This window comes from Wolbachia endosymbiont of Oedothorax gibbosus (genome assembly GCF_936270145.1).
Classification (GTDB): domain Bacteria; phylum Pseudomonadota; class Alphaproteobacteria; order Rickettsiales; family Anaplasmataceae; genus Wolbachia.
This window is the reverse complement of record NZ_OW370537.1, coordinates 1,063,695-1,083,448: the sequence shown is the minus strand read 5'-3', so window position 1 is coordinate 1,083,448 and position 19,754 is coordinate 1,063,695. Positions and strand designations below refer to the sequence as shown.

Here is a 19,754-nt window from a genome sequence, read left to right as displayed (position 1 = left end):
GGAAAGTGTTGAGTATGACGTTGGAAAACTTTGTCTTCACTAGTTATAATTCACGTGTTTAAGAATGACTTCTGCTAAACCTTTACTAATTCCAGGTACGTTTTGAATTTCAGCCAGAGAAGCTTTACTTATGTTCTTCACTGAACCAAAATAAGACATCAACGCCTTTTTTCTTTTGTTGCCAATGCCGGGTATTTTGCTTAATTGTGAAACTATAAACTGTTTATCGCGTTTTTTTCTATGTGAAGTTATTGCGAAACGATGTGCTTCATTACGCAGCGATTGTAAGTGAAGCATGACTTTGCTGTCATTCGCCAAACTGAATTCTTCCCTGCCCAGCATATAAAATCTTTCATTCCCTGCGTTACGATCAGGACCTTTTGCCATACAAGCAAAAGGAACGTTTATATTCAATACTTCCAGTACATTCTGTACTATGGAAACATGTCCTGGTCCACCATCAATCAGTAAAAAATCAGGTATTATGCCTTTTATATTGCCGGAGAAACGTCTGGTTAGCACTTCCCTCATCATTTTATAGTCATCGCCTGAAAATTTTTCCTTTATAGTAAATTTTCTGTACTCACTTTTTAAAAAACCCTCCTGCCCTGCAACAACCATCACACCAATTTGTTGATTTCCAGATATATGGCTATTGTCATAAACCTCGATACGCTTTGGAATGTTTGGTAACAAGAAGATTTTGCTAAGCTCTTCAAGCTTTTCTAGGTTATTTCTATAATCGATAAGCTTCTGCTCTAAGCTATGCTGAGAATTATTGTAAATAAATTTCAACAAATCACGTTCTTTACTATTTTCTGCATGCAAAACTTTTATTGGTTTTTGAGTAACAGCACACAGTGCTTGCTCTATAATTTCCTTACCCGTAATAAAATCGGGAACGTAAATTTGTGCTGGTGGTGTATTAACTCTATTATACAAATTGACCAAAAAGGTGGATAAAATTTCATCATTTGGATGATCACTACAATTCTCGACGAAGTAAGGAATGCTTCCATAATTGCCTTTATCTCTAAACGATAATACACTAATGCATGCCAAGTCTGCCTCACATACAATACTGAAGAAATCTGCATCTTTTTCAAAAGAAAAATCCATTGGCTGCATTTGAATTTGCTGAAGAAATTTCAATCGATCTCTATATACAGCAGCAAGCTCATAGTTCATTTCCCTGCTGCACTTTTCCATTGTAGAAAATAACTGTTTTTGCACTTCTTTATTCCTTCCGAGCAGCGTATCTTGTGCTTGTTTTACTGATAGGCAATAATCATCTTTTGTAATTTTATCTACGCATGGTGCTGAACAGCGCTTAATTTGATATTCGATACATGGTCTTTTTGTTGAGGAAAAGTATTGATCTGAACATACTCTCAAGAGAAAAGCTCTTTGCAATGATAATATAGTGTTCTTAACAGCAGCAGCAGATGGAAAAGGGCCATAGTAATGAAACTCATTCTTCTTAAATTTGCCTCTATATTTCGCTATTCTTGGATAATCGTGCTTGGAAATTGTTATATAAGGATAAGATTTTCCATCCTTAAGCACAATATTATAAGGTGGCTTCAACGATTTTATTAACTGTGCTTCAAGAAGCAGTGCTTCAATTTCATTCTCAGTGATGAATATTTCAACCTTAATAACCTGTGAGAGCATAACTCTAATTCGTTCAGAAAGGTTTTCGAATTGAAGGTAGTCGGATAACCTCGACTTCAAGTTTTTTGCTTTTCCAACATATAAAACTTTATTCTTATCTCCAACCATCTTATACACGCCACAGGACTGTGGAGATGATTTGATTTGTTCTTTATATTGCCTGAGCATTTATACATTGCTTAACCTGTATGAGGTTAAAATCTGCTACTAAATGAAAGATGGAAACAACACTTGCAAGCAAAGATAATCTGTTTCTTCTTAGCTCATTAGAATCACAGTTAATCTTTACACTGTCCATAAATTGATTGATAAATGGAGCAAAACCAGCAAGCTCATCAAGTGCTGCATTAAAGTGATTATTTTTTATTGCTTGTTTTATGTTTTTACAAGCAGTTATAGCGCAATTTGATAGTGCAATTTCTTCATCTTCAATCAAAAACCTCTTACTGTAAGACGTACTATAAGTAGTGCTATCACTTTTCCTTACTTTGCTAACTATGTTACTTACTCTTTTGTAAGTGCTTAGAATCTGCTCACCTTCTGGCGTACTAAGATAACGATCCAATATAACAGTTTGCTTTTCTGCTGTCAGCAGATCATTAATACCGATTTTATATAGTACTGAATCTACAATATCTTGCCTTATATCTCTATTTTTTAAAATAACCTTGAATCTTTCTAAGCAGAATCTCAATACTAGTTCTGAAATTTGTTTTCTATTTGGCTTATCAGCTGACGTTGTATTTTTATTAAATAGAAATCTTGAATATAAAGATACTGACTTGTCTATCAGTAGCCTAACTGGAATATGCAAATTATTTTCAAGTATTGTCCTAATTATGCCAATTGTCATTCTCCGCAAACCAAACTGATCATACGAACCAGAGATTTTTTCTCCTGCTGCAACTAAACCAACTAAACTATCTACTTTATCAGCAATGGACACAGCAATTGCAAAAGGAGATTTAGGGCATTCTTGCTCTGGCCCGATTGGCTTATAATGCTCAGTTATAGCTTCCACTATTTCTTTATCTTCGTGAAAATAAGAAGCATAATATCCACCTATTACTCCTTGTAATTCTGGAAACTCTCTTACTATCGATGTTGCCAAATCAGCTTTTGCCAAATATGCAGCACGTTCAACTTTTATCAGCGAAGCATGTGGAGTAAATATAGCTATATACTTTGACAAAGCCGTAATACGCTTCACCTTTTCCCCCACGCTGCCAAGTGAAGCATGAAATAATATTGAACCTAATCTTTTGACATAATAATCTAGATTTTCCTTTTTATCTTGAGATATTAAAAATTGGGCATCAGCAAGACGTGCTTCTAATATTCTTTCGTGTCCTTTAATGACTTTATCATTATTGATATTAACAACAGTAACAAAATATGAGATTCTTTGCCCATCACTCAAAGCAAGGTATTTTTGTTGTGTATTAATTATACTAAGTATTACTTCCTTTGGTAATCCAAATGACTTTTCTTGATTCACTTCACCAAACAGTACGATTGGCCACTCTATAAGCCCCGTTAGTTCATTCAGTAGATAATCATTTTTCTCAAGTTGTAAATTCTGCTCTTTTGTTAATTTATTAATCTGATCTAGTATAAATTGCTTTCTTTTGTCCATTTGGAGAATTACACTGTTTTTTTCTAGTAATTCAAAATAGTCTTTAGGTGCTTTAACAGTGAGCGCTGTACCACTTGAGAGAAATCGATGGCCATATGTTGTGTTAGATGCTGTGATCCCTGCAAAAGATACAGGTATTATTTCATCATTTAAAATGCATAAAATGTTTTTAATTGGCCTAACCCACCTTTCTTTTCCTTTGCCCCATCTCATACTTTTTGGCCAAGAGAAATTTTTTAATATTTCTCCTAGTTGATTTTTAAGAAACTCTTGAATGTTAAATGAGCAGCTTTCTCTTTTAATGAAGTAAAAATCTTCATTATTTACTTTTCGAACGAGCAAATCTTCTTCATTTTTCTGATATTTTCTTAAAAAACCTTCGATAGCACTTTTTGGTGCGTTAATGTTTGGTCCCTTAACTTCGTTATTGGAATCCTTTAGCTCCAAAGCATTTATGTTGTCGACAAATAGGGTAATGCGACGTGCCGTTACAAAAACCTCCATTGATGTAAATTTTACATTATTTTTGTTAAAAACATTGGCAATACAGCTCTTAACTTGAGTTGCAGCTACATTCTGCATTCTCGGTGGTATTTCTTCTGAAAGGCACTCAAATAATAACTGCAATGACATACGCTATTTACTCATGTACAATTCACAACATTTTTTTGTCAGCTCTCTAACTCTGCCAATGTAAGCTGTACGTTCATTCACACCAAGCACACCTCTTGCATCAAGCAGATTAAGTAGGTGACTAGTTTTAATACATTGGTCATAAGCTGCCATTGGTAGCTCCTTTTCAATAAGGAACTTACACAATTTTTCCGTATCTTCAAATTGCTGCTGTACCACTTTAGTATCATAATAATCTAACGCTAGATAAGAAAATTCATATTCTCTTTGTTTAAAAATATCTCCATAAGTTACACCATTATCGTTCCAAATTATATCGTAAACATTACCTACACCTTGTATGCACATTGCTAAACGCTCCAACCCATATGCCACCTCACCAGGAATCATCTTGCAGTCAATCCCTCCAACTTGCTGTATATAAGTAAGCTGTGTTACCTCCATTCCATTGCATGTAACTTCCCATCCAAGTCCTGATGCACCAACACTTGGATTTTCCCAATCATCTTCAACAAACTTAATATCATATTTTTCTGTAGATATGCCAAGAGCTTTTAAGCTATCTAAATAGACGTCTTGTAAATTATTACCAGACGGTTTTATTATAACTTGGTATTGGTGATGTTGATACAAGCGATTAGGATTATCACTATAGCGCCCATCTGCTGGCCTAATTACTGGTTGTAGATATGCAATTTTTGTCGATTTTGTATCAATTGCAGACATAATTGTTGCAGGATGTAATGTACCAGCACCAACTTCAGATGTGTATGGGTGAAGTATAACACATCCTTCACTAGTCCAAAAATCTTGTAACTCCTTTATTATACTTTGTAAGTCCACACAAATTGTCACTTTTTATACTAAATATATAAATAAATAAGTACTATTCAATATTTATCTTTTTTGCAGCACTATGTAAATAATCACCTAAAACTGCTGAATTTTCTCTCACATACTGAATTATGCTTTTATTCAGGACAATTGCATCATGCATGGTTAAATCGCAGAATATAAATGCTGTTAAATACAGTAAAATCACCGCATAAAATGTGTGAAAAATTCCCTCAAATGTGATTGATATTGCATTATTATAGCTAAGCTGTATTGAACTTATTGGCCATGGTTTTATCACTTCTACGATATTAAAAAATGCGTAAGGTATCATAAGAAAAAAGAAAAAGTGCATAAAATCATTAAACCAAAATGGGCACTGAAACATCTCCTTACATATACTCCCATAGAGTTTACTTACAGCATAATAAATCGACATTATTGCCGGTATTGAAAGTGCTACAGTCAGTACTTGCCCTGACGCTATTTGTATTACTATGTTTTCACCACTGCTTGCTGAAGGGTCCTGAGCATGAAAAATAAATATTCCAATTAATTGTATTATTAACATAGCTATTGCCAATTTTGTAAAAATAGCAGCTACAACTATCCCTGAACTTGGCATTTTATATAGTAAATACTCGCCCCCATATGTGAGAATTAATATAACATCGACAATAAGTAATATAAAAAAAGCAGACCAATAATTCTGCCAACCTGGTAAATATCCTATCCCCAAAAAAGAGCTTACTGTTTTGGCAGGAAAAACCTTGCCTAGTGCCTTTCCCAAAAATTTAAAAAAGATCCCCATGTCCTAAATAACACTTGGTTTATATTATTTATAATACTGTATTGTAACGGACTTATCAACAACTTAAAACATATATTGGAAGATTTTATGTAACATGCAGCAACAATAGAAGAACGTGCGCCAAAAATTTAATAATTTTATAGGGCTTATGCGCTTAAATTTTTTGCAATATCAAGTGCAGCATAAGTAAATATTGCACTTGCACCCGCACGTTTAAAACCAGTTAAAGATTCATAAATCACTTTGTCATAATCGAGCCATCCATTATTTGCTGCAGCTTTTATCATTGCATATTCACCACTTACTTGATAAGCAAAAATCGGAAAATTAAATTTATCACTTGCTGTTTTAATAATATCCAAGTATGGCATGCCTGGTTTAACCATAATAAAGTCTGCGCCTTCATTTATATCCATTTCAATTTCGCACATTGCTTCGTGCGCATTTTTATAATCCATTTGATAACCACTTTTGTCTATAGAATTTGATAGCCCGCACGAACCGACAACTTGCCTAAATGGTGCATAAAAACTGGAGCAATATTTTACTGCATAAGATAATATTAACACGTCTTGAAAGTTGTTATCATCTAATGATTTTCTGATTCTTCCTATTCTACCATCCATCATATCAGAAGGAGCAACTATATCACATCCTGCCTTCGCTAAAGCAAGTGCTTGCTTACACAGCACTGATATAGTTTCATCGTTTTCTACATCCATCTGATTATCTTTTAAAATGCCGTCATGGCCATGAATAGTGTATGGATCCAGTGCAACGTCTGCAATAATACCAATTTCAGGTACCTTCGATTTTACAGCACAAATTGCTCTGCAGATTAAATTGTTAGGGTTATATGATTCCTCAGCATTTTTAGATTTTAATTTGTTATCAACTACAGGAAAAATTGCAACAGCATTGATTCCTAAATCCTTAGCTTCTTGAATTATGGACACTAGTCCATCCACCGAATAACATTTTACGTCTGGTAAGCCAGAAATTGGTTCAGTTGTTTCTCCTCTGTCATGAACAAACAGAGGAAAAACTAGATCATTTACTGATAAACTATTTTCACTTGTTAAATTGCGAACCCATTTACTCGAGCGCCTGCGTCTTAATCTTGTATTTGGAAAATTAAACATTGGATCCAGGCAAATTCCCAGTAAAAAGCAACACTCCTGAAACGAGGATCACCCAAAACACTGATATTGGTAAAAACACTTTCCAACCAAGGCGCATTAGCTGATCATATCGATAACGAGGTATTGTAGCTCTAATCCAAATAAATATAAACAAAAGTATAACTATCTTCAAAACGAACCAAATCAAACCCGGAATTTTGTAAAGTAAACCAAGCTCCAGTGGCGGATACCATCCTCCGAGAAAGAATATTGTCATCATAGCACTTGCTAAAATCATATTTGCATATTCTCCAAGAAAAAAGAGGGCAAAAGGCATGGATGAGTATTCAACGTTATATCCAGAGACAAGCTCTGCTTCAGCTTCTGGTAAATCAAATGGGTGACGATTAGTTTCTGCAAGCAAAGAAATAAAAAATATTATTCCTACAGGCATTAGTAGTAAATCAATCCAAAATGGCATATTATGTTTCGCCACTACCATTTCTCCAAGATTTAATGTTCCAGTTGTAACAACAACTGTAGCAACTATTAAGCCTATTGAAACTTCATATGAAATCATCTGAGCAGCAGACCGTATAGCGCCAAGAAATGCATAATTAGAATTGCTTGACCAGCCTGCAATAATTACACCGTATACTCCCAGCGACGATATAGCTAGCACATAAAGCACTCCAACATTAATATTTGCTATAACCTTAGGAATCACTACTTGCTGGCCATTTTCTACAATTACTTCAGCACCAAACGGTATAACTGCCCAGGCAATTAATGCCAAGATAAAGGTAAGCATTGGAGCCATAATGAACAGTATGGTGCTCGCTCTAAATGGTATGATCGGCTCTTTAATTATCAGCTTAATAGCATCTGCAAATGGCTGCAATAGCCCAAAAGGTCCAACTACACTTGGGCCGTGCCTCAGTTGAATTGCACCAATAACCTTACGCTCAAAGTATACCAAGTACGCAACTGAAAGTAGTAGCGGTACTAAAATAAATAAAACATTAACTAGCGCATTCATAAAAAGCCTTAGTACAATCTGCCATTATTTTTGAAGCGCGACTTATTGAATCCGTCATATAAAAATTGCACTCCTTTAAAGTAAAAGGTGTATTACTTAAGCTTATTTCACCGCTGCTGATTGGAATCCATTTATTTTTTATCACTTGATCAGCATTTCTAAACTGTGGACCGATAGTATCTAATTTTTTTCTCACGTCAAATAAACTATCATATGGTAAGGAGAGATCCAAATATTGCGAGAGATTTTTAATAATTAACCAATCCTCCTTTGCTTCACCTGGAGGAAATACAGCTAAATTTGTTCTTTGCACTCGACCTTCAGTGTTTACATAAGTTGCATATTTTTCTGTATATGCGGCACCAGGCAAGATAACATCTGCCACATGTGCACTTTTATCACCATGATGACCTTGATAAATTACAAATGTGTTTTCTAACTTTGATGTATCAATTTCATCTGCACCAAGAAGATAAACCACTTCTATTTCACCACTTTCTGCATGTTCCAATATTTGATTAATATCCCTTTCGCCTTTTTTAGGAACAAACCCAATATCTAGCCCACCAACTCTTGCTGCAGCTTTATGCAGCACATTAAAGCCATTCCAGTCATCTCTGACCATGTTAAATTTTTCTGCAATTTTGCCAGCTAGAACTAGAACTGATTCAGAATCATCTCTTATTAATGCATCTTGACCGATAATCAGTATAGGGTTTTGAGCAGCTACCAGCAACTCACAGAACTTATGATTTCCATTTGCTATTTCATTCAAAATACCAGGACTATCGCCCAATTTCTCGACATGATATAAATATTCAATGTCAGGACCAACACTTGCAATAGGAAAGTTGCCCTGTAAATATCTCTTTCTCAATCTTGCGTTAATGATCGGTGCTTCTATCCTTGGATTTGTATTTATAAGCAGGCATAAATCTGCATTCTCTATACCTTCAATAGTGGTATTGAACACATAAGATCCGCGATTACTTGGTACAAGCTTTGTACCATCTTGCCTGCAGTCTATATTCCCCGAGCCGAGCTTCTGCATCACTTCTTTGAGTAGAAGCATAGATTCACAATCTGCTAAATCACCTGCAATTGCAGCTATTTTATTTGATTTTGTATTCTTTAATTTCTTTGCAGCAACAGTTAATGCTTCATTCCAATCAACTGGGGCTAATTTACCATCTTTTTTTACATAAGGTCGATCAAGACGCTGAACTTTTAGTCCATCATAGGCAAAGCGGGTTTTATCTGATATCCATTCTTCATTTACCTCTTCGCTCAGCCTTGGCAATATCCTCATAACCTCCGGGCCACGATAATCAACTCTAATTGCGCTACCCACAGCATCTAGCACATCTATAGTTTCGCAGTGTGATAGCTCCCATGAACGTGCCGTAAAGGAGTAAGGCTTTGAAGTTAAAGCTCCTACCGGGCAGAGATCTATGATATTTCCGGACAATTCAGAGCTAATATGCCTTTTTATGTAAGTGCTAATCTCTATGTTTTCTCCCCTTCTGATTCCTCCAAGTTCATTTGTACCTGCAACATCGGACAAAAACCTAACACACCGAGTGCAATGAATGCACCTATTCATCGCAGTTTCAATCAGCGGTCCGAAGTGTTTTTTTGGCACAGCCCTCTTATGCTCATCAAGTCTGCTGTTTCCTTTTCCATAAGCCATCGTGATATCTTGCAAATCGCATTCACCACCCTGATCGCAAATTGGGCAATCAAGCGGGTGGTTAATTAGCAAAAACTCGAGTACTCCTTCGCGTGCTTTTTTAACCTTAGGGGTATCAGTGTGAATAATCATCCCTTCTGCAACTGGCATTGCACAAGAGGCTACTGGTTTTGGAGGTCCACCCTCCACTTCAACCAAACACATTCTGCAGTTACCAGCAATTGCTAAACGCTCATGATAACAAAAACGTGGAATTTCAACGCCCACAATTTCACAAGCTTGAATTATAGTGAGCCCATGCTCTACTTCACATTCCTTAGAATTAATAGTAACTTTAACCACAACTATTATACAGCTTCCCACTTTATAGGATTGCCGCTTACCTCATCTTCAACCAGATTGCCGTTGTCATATTGAGCAGACATGTAATTCATGCGTGAATCACGGTCTATATATCTAACAGGTTTCACTGGTTTATCTTTATACATTTTTTGTTCTGCTTTCTTACGCTGAGTAGGGTTATTTTTACTAGCTGTCTTTGCTTTCCCACCTGCTGCCATATAAACTCCTAAAAACTTTTCATTCTATTTTAACACTTAAGTATATAGCGTCAATATTTAATAACTTTAAAATTTCAATAGATCTCTTACTTATAATCATTGTTTAAATAAAAAGTTATTCCTTGATGCCATTCCAGTGCTTGACCAAAAAAAAGAAATATGCGTCAGCTACTTTCATTTCTCGAAAATAAACGTTTATGTAGCCATGAATAAGCCGATATAAAGACCTTTAATCATTGGCTTCGTAGTACTTTTCAACCAATTTATTAAGTAACCTTACGCCAAAACCTACTGCTCCTCTTGGACAAATGTCAGTACCTTTTTCGTGCCAAGCAGTGCCTGCAATATCTAAATGTGCCCAGCAAGTTTCATTCACAAAACGCTGTAAAAACTGTGCAGCCATTATGCTATCTCCACCAGAGCCCGCAGGAGCGATATTTTGCACATCAGCAATCGGTGAATCAATAATTTTGTCATAAGTTTCATTCATAGGAAAACGCCATAACTTCTCATTTACTTCATTTCCTGCATCAATCAGACGGTTTGCTAATTCATCATTATTTGAAAAAAGACCAGCATATTCGTTATTTCCAAGTGCAACCACTATAGCACCAGTTAAAGTTGCAAGATCAATCATAAATTGTGGTGAAAATCTCTCTTGCGTATACCATAAAGCATCTGCAAGTATGAGCCTTCCCTCTGCATCAGTGTTTAATACTTCTATCGTCTGTCCTGACATTGAAGTTACTACATCACTTGGTCTTTGAGCATTACCATCCACTGCATTTTCTGCAAGTGCAACCACGCCGATCGCATTTACTTTTGCTTTTCGTCCTGCTAAAGCATGCATCACCCCAACCACAGTAGCAGAGCCTGCCATGTCATATTTCATTGACTCCATACCACGTGAAGGTTTGAGTGATACTCCACCAGTGTCAAACGTTATACCTTTACCAACAAAAGCTATTGGCTTTTGTTCTTTAGAAGCCCCATTCCATTTTATCACTACTAATTTTGGTTCTTTACTACTTCCTTGTGCCACTCCAAGCAAGGCTCCCATTTTTTTCTCTTCTATCTGCTTTTTATCAAGCACTTCAATTTCAAGACCAAGCTTAGTAAGTTCTTCTTTTATATGATCAGCATAGGATTCTGGATATAGAATATTAGGGGGCTCTGTTATAAAAGAACGTGCAAGGAATATACTCTCACCTTCTTGTCTTAAGTGCTCAAATGATCTTTCAGCATTACTTAATTGTTCATCTTTTACTAATACGGTAATCTCCTCTACCTCTGTAATTTTCTCATCCTTTTTAGTTTTATACTTATCAAACTTAAAACTGCGCAAAAATGCACCATATGCAACATTTGCTGCACTACCTTCGATTAAAATCGCTGCTTTCTTAATTTTTAATCTGCTTAGCTCACAATATATTTTACCACCAATATTTAATTCTTTATTTTCATTCCATTCATCCTTCTTACCAAGTCCAACAACTATGACATTTTTTTCTTCTGGCAAAGTAGTAGAGAAAAATTCACCAAAACTTCCATTGAAATCGCTAAATTGCTTTATATTATCTATGATCTGTTTTCCTTGCAAAACTCCGCCATCATTTACGGTTTCGTTGTCCTCAAATAAACCCATTACTATTGTTTTAAAACCGGGCGAAATTTTAGAAATTGTTATTTTCATTGCTGATATCTCCGTTGCAAATAATTGTGAACTGTACATAAAACATAGCAAAAACATCAGTAAGAGATTTTTCATATACGTTCTTAAGTACAATAACACTCAAGTTTACTATGGACTCCCTTACATGCAAGGGTTTTTTATCTTTTATTAGAGAACTTATTATATCCGGCCAAGGTAATGTTAAACGTATAGGTTTTTATGACCTGATCACTGTAAGTAAATGGTGTTATGAGAAGGCTTGCAAGCCCGTTACTAACAAAATCTTCAAGAACAGGATCAGCACAATTATCGCAATTATGGTCAGCAAAAAACATTTGCGTTGTGAATTCTGGAAAATCTGGATGTTGAACTAGAAAGTTAATATGTGGAGCTCTATCACCAATTTTACCAGGTGCTATCGTAATAAAATTATAATAGCCAAGATTATTCACTACAAACCTTCCTGATCCAGCAAAATTCGGATCATCCTCTATATTCTCATCGTAATGGTTCACGCCGCGTGAATTCGCGTGCCATATAGAAACTACGGCATTTTGTATTGGTAAACAGTTTATATCAGTAATTCTACCCACTATGTGTATTAATTCTCCTGTTGCACTATTTGGAGAACCAGGTTTTCTTCTTAAATTGTTTGAAGAGTGAAAATTTTTTGGCCTTGCATCAAGATCATAAATCTCTGGAGTTTCAATGCAGTTGAGCAAAATAGGATCAGCTGCAAATAGCGGCAAATTGAATACCGTTTGTACTAAAAGCGCTAATAAGATATTTTTCACATTCATTTCATTTATAATAGACTTCTTGTATAACCATATAACAAACTTTTATTGGGAATAGAAACAAAAAACTTACTTGACAAGCCTTGCCAGCCCCCTTATCATGACAGTGAAGCTATTTCATTTAACTTCGCAATCTGTGCAGATTAAAACGACAAGAAAACTTGTATTTGGCGTACTATGCTTAATTTTTTGCACTATGTGTACCTTATGTCTTTATCAAATTTCTAGGTTTTTACCTATATAAGCTGAAACGCTCTTACAAAGCGTTCAAGACATCACCCAACGTCAAATTTTAAAATAGAGAGTGAATAACTAGCTACTGCGGGTTTTCTATGCCTTTTTTTTCTGCCTGGTAAATTTCTTAAATATTAAAGCTAAGGTTAGTTGCATTTAAAAGCAGCTAAATTGCAGCGTTTAAGACTTAAAAAACGCCAATACTGAAAATAGACAATGACCAGGGCTTCTTTTGCCTTTTTTTTCGTTTGGTAAATTTATTAATGTTTATAGCTAAACGACAACCGTCATCCCGCTGCTTGTTAGCGGCTAAGAGATACCGCGAATGAACCGCGGTATGACGGTTAAGCAATTCGTCATCCCGCTGCTTGTTAGCGGGGTCTCTTGTTAAGCGCCGTGACGGTATGACGGTCTGCGGCGGAATGACGGTTCGTGGCGGCGTGACGATAAGCTCGTCATTCCGCTTTGTTAGCGCCGCGGCGGTATGACGGTGTAGGTAAGATAGGAGAAAAATTATGGCCCGCAAATTAATCCAAACACATAAGTGTGGTGTTACCACCGAATGCTGTAGTGTTAACACTTACAACTTTTTCTGTAGAAAAACGCTGTAAATAATGAGGACCACCAGCTTTTGGCCCAGTGCCAGATAGTCCTCTACCACCAAATGGTTGTGTCCCAACTGCTGCACCTATCTGGTTACGGTTGATGTAGACATTTCCAACTGATATTTTTTTACTTATAGTGTCGATTTGACTTTGTATACGACTCTGCAAAGAAAACGTGAGTCCATATCCAGTACTATTTATATCACTTATAACTTCATTTAATTGTGACCTGTTAAAACGTATGATATGTAAAATAGGACCAAATACTTCTTGCTTTAATTGCGAAATTTTTTGTATCTCATAAATATATGGAGAAAAGAAATAACCATTATGAGAATTTGTATCCATGGGTACTTTAAATAACAGATTTGAATCTTTATCCTCTGACATTTTTTGCGTATGTTGAGTTAGCATATCGATAGATGCTTTGTCAATTATTGGACCAATATCAGTACTAAGTTGTATTGGATCACCAATCTTTAGTTCTTGCGCCGCACCGCATATCATTTTTATCTGTTTTTCTGCTATATCTTCTTGAATAAACAGCACTCTAAGTGCAGAACAGCGTTGGCCGGCGCTGCGAAACGCAGAAAGTACAACATCTGCAGTCACTTGCTCTAGAAGAGCAGAGCTATCAACTATCATAGCATTGAGCCCTCCTGTTTCAGCAATAAGTGGCACGATAGGACCATCCCTATTTGCAAGCATTCTATTAATTATTTGAGCAGTTTGTGTTGAGCCAGTAAAAGCTACTCCGGCAATTCTATTGTCTGGAACTAATATTTTGCCTAAATATCCACCATCCCCAGGAATGAGGTGTAACACATTTTTTGGTATCCCAGCTTCATGTAGTATTTTGACAGCTTCATAAGCAATAATAGGTGTCTGCTCTGCCGGTTTTGCTAGCACTGCATTACCTGCTGCAAGTGCAGCTGAAACCTGCCCAAGAAAAATAGCAAGTGGAAAATTCCACGGTGATATACACAGGAAAACTCCCCTACCTTCAAAAAAGATGAAGTTATCTTCACCTGTTGGACCTGGCAATTTTTTCCAGTCGCTCAGTTCATTTTTTGCTATCGTTGCGTAGTAACGTAAGAAATCCACGGCCTCTCTTACTTCCGCTATTGCATCAGATAAAATTTTTCCTGCTTCTACGATCAGAATGTAAATCAACTCTTTCATTCTTTCCTCAAGCAAATCTGCAGCTTTTTCAAGGCATTTAGCGCGCTCTTCTGCTGAAACATTCTGCCACTTAGCAAAAGCACTATGTGCTATTTCAAGAGCGTTTAAAGCTTGATCGCTTGTTGCACTTGACACTTCTCCAATTACATTTTCCAAATGTGCAGGATTCACTACTTCGATAAATTCAGCACTATCAAATAGTGCTTTTCCATCGATTGTTGGCCCAACTTGCCATTTCTTTTTACTAAATTTTTTTATATCATTTGCAAGTTGCGAAACTGTAATTGAATCACTAATATCCATTCCCAAGGAATTTTTTCTTTCCTCTCCAAAAATATCTTGTGGCAATGGAATGTCTTGATGAGGTTCATAATTAAAATTTATAGCTTTTTCCAGTGGATCTGAAATTAACTCATCAATTTTAACGTTAGAATCATTTATTTGATTAACAAATGAACTATTAGCTCCATTTTCAAGAAGACGCCTAACAAGGTATGGTAATAAATCACTACGTTTACCAACTGGTGCATATATACGGCAACTGATGCTTGTTACAAGTTCTGACATTGCATAATCATATAAATCCTTACCCATTCCGTGTAAGCGCTGAAACTCAAATCCAGGATGATCTTTATCAGCAAGCTCTATTATAGTAGCAAAAGTATAGGCATTATGAGTTCCAAAGCATGGGTAAAAGTGATTTACTTTGCTTAAAAGCTTCTGTGCACATGCAAGGTAGCATACATCAGTATAGCTTTTCCTTGTAAATACTGAATAACCGCTTAACCCTAGCTCTTGTGCGCACTTGATTTCTGAGTCCCAATATGCACCTTTTACGAGTCTGACCATAATTTTATGATTTGATCGAATAGCAACATCCTCTACAAAGTCAAGAACAGACAAAGCACGTTTTTGATATGCTTGTACAGCCAAGCCAAGCCCTTCCCACTCAGAAAGTGATTCATCAAGCCGTAATTGTTCAAACAAGATTAAGGACATTTCAAGCCTTTCTGTTTCTTCTGCATCTATGCATAATGAAATGTTGTATTTTTTTGCTTCATGACAAAGCTCTAGCAGTTTAGCTCTCAACCCTTCAGCTATATTATCGAATTGGCTGAATTCATAACGTGGATGCAATGCAGACAATTTGATTGAAATTCCATGCGATTTAAAACAATCACTTATATCAGTGGATTCACCTATAGCTTTTATTGAATGCATATATGAATTAAAATACTCTTCCGCATCCTCAGCTGTGTGAGCAGCTTCACCGAGCATATCAAAAGAGCATAAGAATTTGCTATTATCATTTGGTTTTACATTTTCCAGTGCTTTTTCTATAGTCTCTCCAATAACAAAATGCTTACCAAGCATTAACATTGCTTGTTTCACTGCTTTGCGAATGATTGGCTCTCCTAAATTTTTAAGTAATTTAGAAATTGCGTGATAGAATTTCGAATCTCCTTCATTGCTCCTTAATATACTGCTTCCTATCATTAGACTCCATGTGGAAGCATTGACAAACAATGAAGAAGAATGCCATAAGTGTTTACTCCATTCTTGATTGGCAATTTTATCTTTGATTAGCTCATCTATTGTATAATCATCTGGTATTCTAAGTAGTGACTCAGCAAGGCACATCAGCGCTATCCCTTCGTCATTGGAAAGCGAGTATTGCTGCATAAAAGAATCTATGATACCTAATTTATTGCCTTTAATTTTTTCGACAACTTGTTTTGCAATATTGTAGATTGTGTTTTTTGAATCAGCGGAAAGTTCTACTTTCTCTACAAGATAACGTACATAACTTTTTTCATCAGTACGATAAAACCCCTGTAAACGGGTTCTCAATTCGTTAGGTTCTTGTATAGAGCCGATCATATATAATTATCTCCAAAAACACCCTGCTGCTATATGTAAGGTGAAATTATATCATAACTTCGTGTAGAACAAATTATTATTTATGAAGGGGCCAGGACTGGCTAAAAGAAGTCTATGCAATAACTTCACTAAATCAAAAGGATTGTGCAAGTATATAGCTTAGCACTCCGCCACTTATTAAGTACTTCATCTCAGTTGCAGTTTGTATACAGCATTTAAGTTGAATTGATTGCTTTGAATTATCCTTTCCTTTGATGATACATTCTAGATTTCCACTTGGCACTATTTCACCTTTTATGCTTATTACCTCGCTACCATCAAATATCTTTCTGGTTATTCCATTTTGGAATATAAGTGGAAGAACACCCATGCCGACCAAGTTGGACCTATGTATACGCTCAAAGCTTTCTGCAATTACAACTTTAATTCCCAACAATAAAGTACCCTTTGCTGCCCAATCTCTACTTGAACCTGTGCCATATTCTTTTCCTGCAACAATGATTAGAGGTACATTATTTTCCTTGTAACGCATTGCTGCATCAAAAATCGACATAGTTTCTTGAGAAGGAATATATTTTGTATATCCACCTTCGATGCTTACCATTTCATTTTTTATTCTAATGTTAGCAAAAGTCCCACGCATCATTACATTGTGATTACCGCGGCGAGATCCATACGAATTAAAGTCCTGTGGTTCAACTCCAAGGCCTTTTAAATATATGCCTGCAGGACTATTTGAGGCAATATTACCAGCAGGGGAAATATGATCAGTAGTTATGCTATCGCCAAACATTGCCAATATTTGCGCACCCTTTATATCGATTTTATTATTTTTAGGTGATAAGTCATCAAAATAAGGCGGATTTTGTATGTAGGTGCTGTTTGCATCCCAATTATAGATTTCACTTTTTTCACACTTTATCTTTTGCCAATGTTCATCACCAGAAAAAACATCCTTATACTTTTGTATGAACATCTCACGTGTTACCACACTTTTAACACAATCTTCGATTTCATTGTTTGTTGGCCATATATCTTTGAGATAGACATCATTTCCATTCTTATCTTTGCATATTGAATCTTTTGTCAGATCAATTTGCACAGTACCAGCAAGTGCATATGCAACAACAAGTGGCGGAGATGCCAAGTAATTAGCTTTGACTAACGGATGAATTCTTCCTTCAAAGTTACGATTGCCAGATAAAACTGCAGCAACGGTTAAGTTTTTGTTTTTAATTCCATCTTCTATATCACTATTTAGTGGACCAGAATTCCCAATGCAAGTCGTGCAACCATATCCAACTAGATTAAAACCCAAAGCATTTAGATCTACCTGCAATCCAGACTTTTCTAAATATTCTGTTACAACTTGTGACCCTGGAGCAAGAGAAGTTTTAACCCAAGGCTTTGATTTTAATCCAAGTTTAATTGCATTACGAGCTACAAGACCTGCAGCAATCATCACACTTGGATTTGAAGTATTAGTGCAGCTTGTTATTGCTGCAATGACTACACTTCCATTTTGGAGTTTATCGCTTTCCTTTGACTCATTAACTGAAAATGATTTAGAAAAAGACTCTGCCACTTGTGAAAGAAAAACCTTATCTTGTGGTCTTTTGGGACCAGCCATTACTGGTTCTACACTTGATAAATCAAGCTCTAGTGTGTCAAAAAATGCTAACTCATCATTGTTACGCCACAATCCTTGCTCTTTTGCATAAGCCTCAACTAACGTAACCAGCTTTTCCGGCCTTCCTGTCAAGTTTAAATAGTCTAGAGTTTTCTGATCAATTGGAAAGAATCCACAAGTTGCACCATACTCCGGGGCCATGTTTGCTATAGTTGCTCTATCTGCCAAAGATAAATAATCCAGCCCATTACCATAAAATTCTACGAATTTGCCAACAACGCCTTTTGTTCTTAGGATATTGGTAACCGTCAGCACTAAATCAGTTGCAGTTACTCCTTCTGGCAGTTTGCCAATTAATTTAAATCCAACTACTTCTGGAATCACCATACTAATTGGTTGACCAAGCATCACAGACTCAGCTTCTATGCCTCCAACACCCCAACCAAGGACTGATAACCCGTTAACCATCGTAGTATGGCTATCCGTACCAACCAAAGTATCAGGATACAAAACCCCATCCTTATTACATACAACTTGCGCTAAATACTCAAGATTCACTTGGTGGCAAATTCCAGTACCTGGCGGTACTACTCTAAAATTTGTGAAGGATGATTCTCCCCACTTTAAAAACTGATATCTCTCTAAATTTCTTTTTACTTCTAGTTCAACATTTTTACTGAATGCGGAAACACTTCCATAATTATCTACTTGAACAGAATGATCAATCACAAGATCAACGGGCACAGACGGATTTATGCTGCTTGGATCGCCTCCATTTTTCTTGACATAACTCCGCATAGAAGCTAAATCGACGACAGCAGGAACCCCCGTAAAATCTTGCATCAACACCCTTGCTGGCTTGTAGCTAATTTCGTGATTAGTGTGTTTATTAACGCAGTTTGCTAGTACTCTTATGTCATCCAGCTTTATGTTCACCCCATCTTCATTGCGCAATAAATTTTCAAGCAGAACCTTAAGTGAGCAGGGCAATTTAGTCACATCTATTCCTAAAAATTCACTAGCACTACTTAGGCTAAAATAGTTGTATGACTTCCCGTCAATGTTTAAAGTCGTTTTTGCATTTAAAGAATTGTTCATCCTATCACACTATATTAGTTAAAATTGGAATTACTACCGTTACTTTTTTGTTGTTGACCTTGCTGCTCATACATAGTTTCAAAATCTATAGGATCTAGCATTAATGGGGGAAATCCACCACTACTTGTAACTCTTGCAATTATTTCTCTTGCAAAAGGGAAAAGAAAAGTAGGTCCACCAATAAACAAAGCTTGTCTTACCTCTTCCTCACTCAACTCTTTTAAATTTTCTATTGAAAAAATACCACAATATTTCGTTTCACAAATGAAAGCTACGCCATCTTTTATGCCTTCATCTTTTACTGTTGCTCTGACTTCTATATGTAAAGTAATTTCATGGAAAGATTTTTCTTCATTTACTCCTTCTTTGTTTTCCATTCCTTCTAATTTCGCTGAATTGATATTAACCATTACATTAATATCGGGAGCTTTATTTGAAGAAAGGAATGGCGAATTCGGATTCTCAAACGATAGATCTTTAACATATTGACCGTGAATTCTCATTTTTTGTTGTGGCATTTCTTATGTCTCCTTTAATTAAGTTGAGATATTTAATACTTTCTTGTATAGTATATTCATTTACAAATGAATAGCAAACCTGATTATAAGTTGATATGAAAAACATATTTTCATTAATAATTAATAATGTTCAGATACT

Annotated in this window: 13 protein-coding genes; all 13 read right to left on the bottom strand. The window is 36.0% G+C overall.

Translation table 11 applies throughout. The features are described from left to right. Positions 1–39 precede the first annotated feature (39 nt). Complete coding sequence (gene uvrC, locus NBW37_RS05250; RefSeq protein WP_250296022.1) at positions 40–1,842, bottom strand: excinuclease ABC subunit UvrC; 1,803 nt, start codon at positions 1,840–1,842, stop codon at positions 40–42. Continuing rightward, on the bottom strand, positions 1,826–3,943 hold the full coding sequence (glyS, locus tag NBW37_RS05245; protein ID WP_250296021.1) for a glycine--tRNA ligase subunit beta: 2,118 nt from the start codon (positions 3,941–3,943) through the stop codon (positions 1,826–1,828). The genes uvrC and glyS overlap by 17 nt, the downstream gene beginning before the upstream one ends. Before the next feature lie 3 nt (positions 3,944–3,946). Next, positions 3,947–4,786 (bottom strand): glycine--tRNA ligase subunit alpha, encoded by an 840-nt coding sequence (locus NBW37_RS05240; RefSeq protein ID WP_250296020.1) that lies wholly within the window; start codon positions 4,784–4,786, stop codon positions 3,947–3,949. 43 nt (positions 4,787–4,829) lie between these two features. After that, on the bottom strand, positions 4,830–5,588 hold the full coding sequence (locus tag NBW37_RS05235; protein WP_250296019.1) for a phosphatidylglycerophosphatase: 759 nt from the start codon (positions 5,586–5,588) through the stop codon (positions 4,830–4,832). Positions 5,589–5,734: 146 nt separating this feature from the next. Further along, on the bottom strand, positions 5,735–6,730 hold the full coding sequence (gene hemB, locus NBW37_RS05230; RefSeq protein WP_250296018.1) for a porphobilinogen synthase: 996 nt from the start codon (positions 6,728–6,730) through the stop codon (positions 5,735–5,737). Next, positions 6,723–7,748, bottom strand: coding sequence for an NADH-quinone oxidoreductase subunit NuoH (nuoH, locus tag NBW37_RS05225; RefSeq protein WP_250296017.1), 1,026 nt, complete (start codon positions 7,746–7,748; stop codon positions 6,723–6,725). Before nuoH ends, hemB begins: the two co-directional genes overlap by 8 nt. Next, positions 7,732–9,780: an NADH-quinone oxidoreductase subunit NuoG gene (gene nuoG / locus NBW37_RS05220; RefSeq protein WP_250296016.1), complete on the bottom strand. Its 2,049-nt coding sequence runs from the start codon at positions 9,778–9,780 to the stop codon at positions 7,732–7,734. The genes nuoH and nuoG overlap by 17 nt, the downstream gene beginning before the upstream one ends. Before the next feature lie 5 nt (positions 9,781–9,785). Beyond that, complete coding sequence (locus NBW37_RS05215; RefSeq protein ID WP_006279675.1) at positions 9,786–9,998, bottom strand: hypothetical protein; 213 nt, start codon at positions 9,996–9,998, stop codon at positions 9,786–9,788. Positions 9,999–10,227: 229 nt separating this feature from the next. Then, entirely contained in the window at positions 10,228–11,730 is a 1,503-nt protein-coding gene (locus NBW37_RS05210) for a leucyl aminopeptidase (protein WP_250296015.1), read from the bottom strand. Positions 11,731–11,828: 98 nt separating this feature from the next. Next, entirely contained in the window at positions 11,829–12,470 is a 642-nt protein-coding gene (locus tag NBW37_RS05205) for a protocatechuate 3,4-dioxygenase (RefSeq protein ID WP_250296014.1), read from the bottom strand. 758 nt (positions 12,471–13,228) lie between these two features. Continuing rightward, positions 13,229–16,369 (bottom strand): bifunctional proline dehydrogenase/L-glutamate gamma-semialdehyde dehydrogenase PutA, encoded by a 3,141-nt coding sequence (gene putA / locus NBW37_RS05200; RefSeq protein ID WP_250296013.1) that lies wholly within the window; start codon positions 16,367–16,369, stop codon positions 13,229–13,231. 133 nt (positions 16,370–16,502) lie between these two features. After that, complete coding sequence (gene acnA / locus NBW37_RS05195; protein WP_250296012.1) at positions 16,503–19,097, bottom strand: aconitate hydratase AcnA; 2,595 nt, start codon at positions 19,095–19,097, stop codon at positions 16,503–16,505. 14 nt (positions 19,098–19,111) lie between these two features. Then, a complete protein-coding gene (gene secB, locus NBW37_RS05190) occupies positions 19,112–19,615 on the bottom strand; it encodes a protein-export chaperone SecB (protein WP_250296011.1) in 504 nt (167 codons plus the stop codon). Positions 19,616–19,754: the final 139 nt, after the last annotated feature.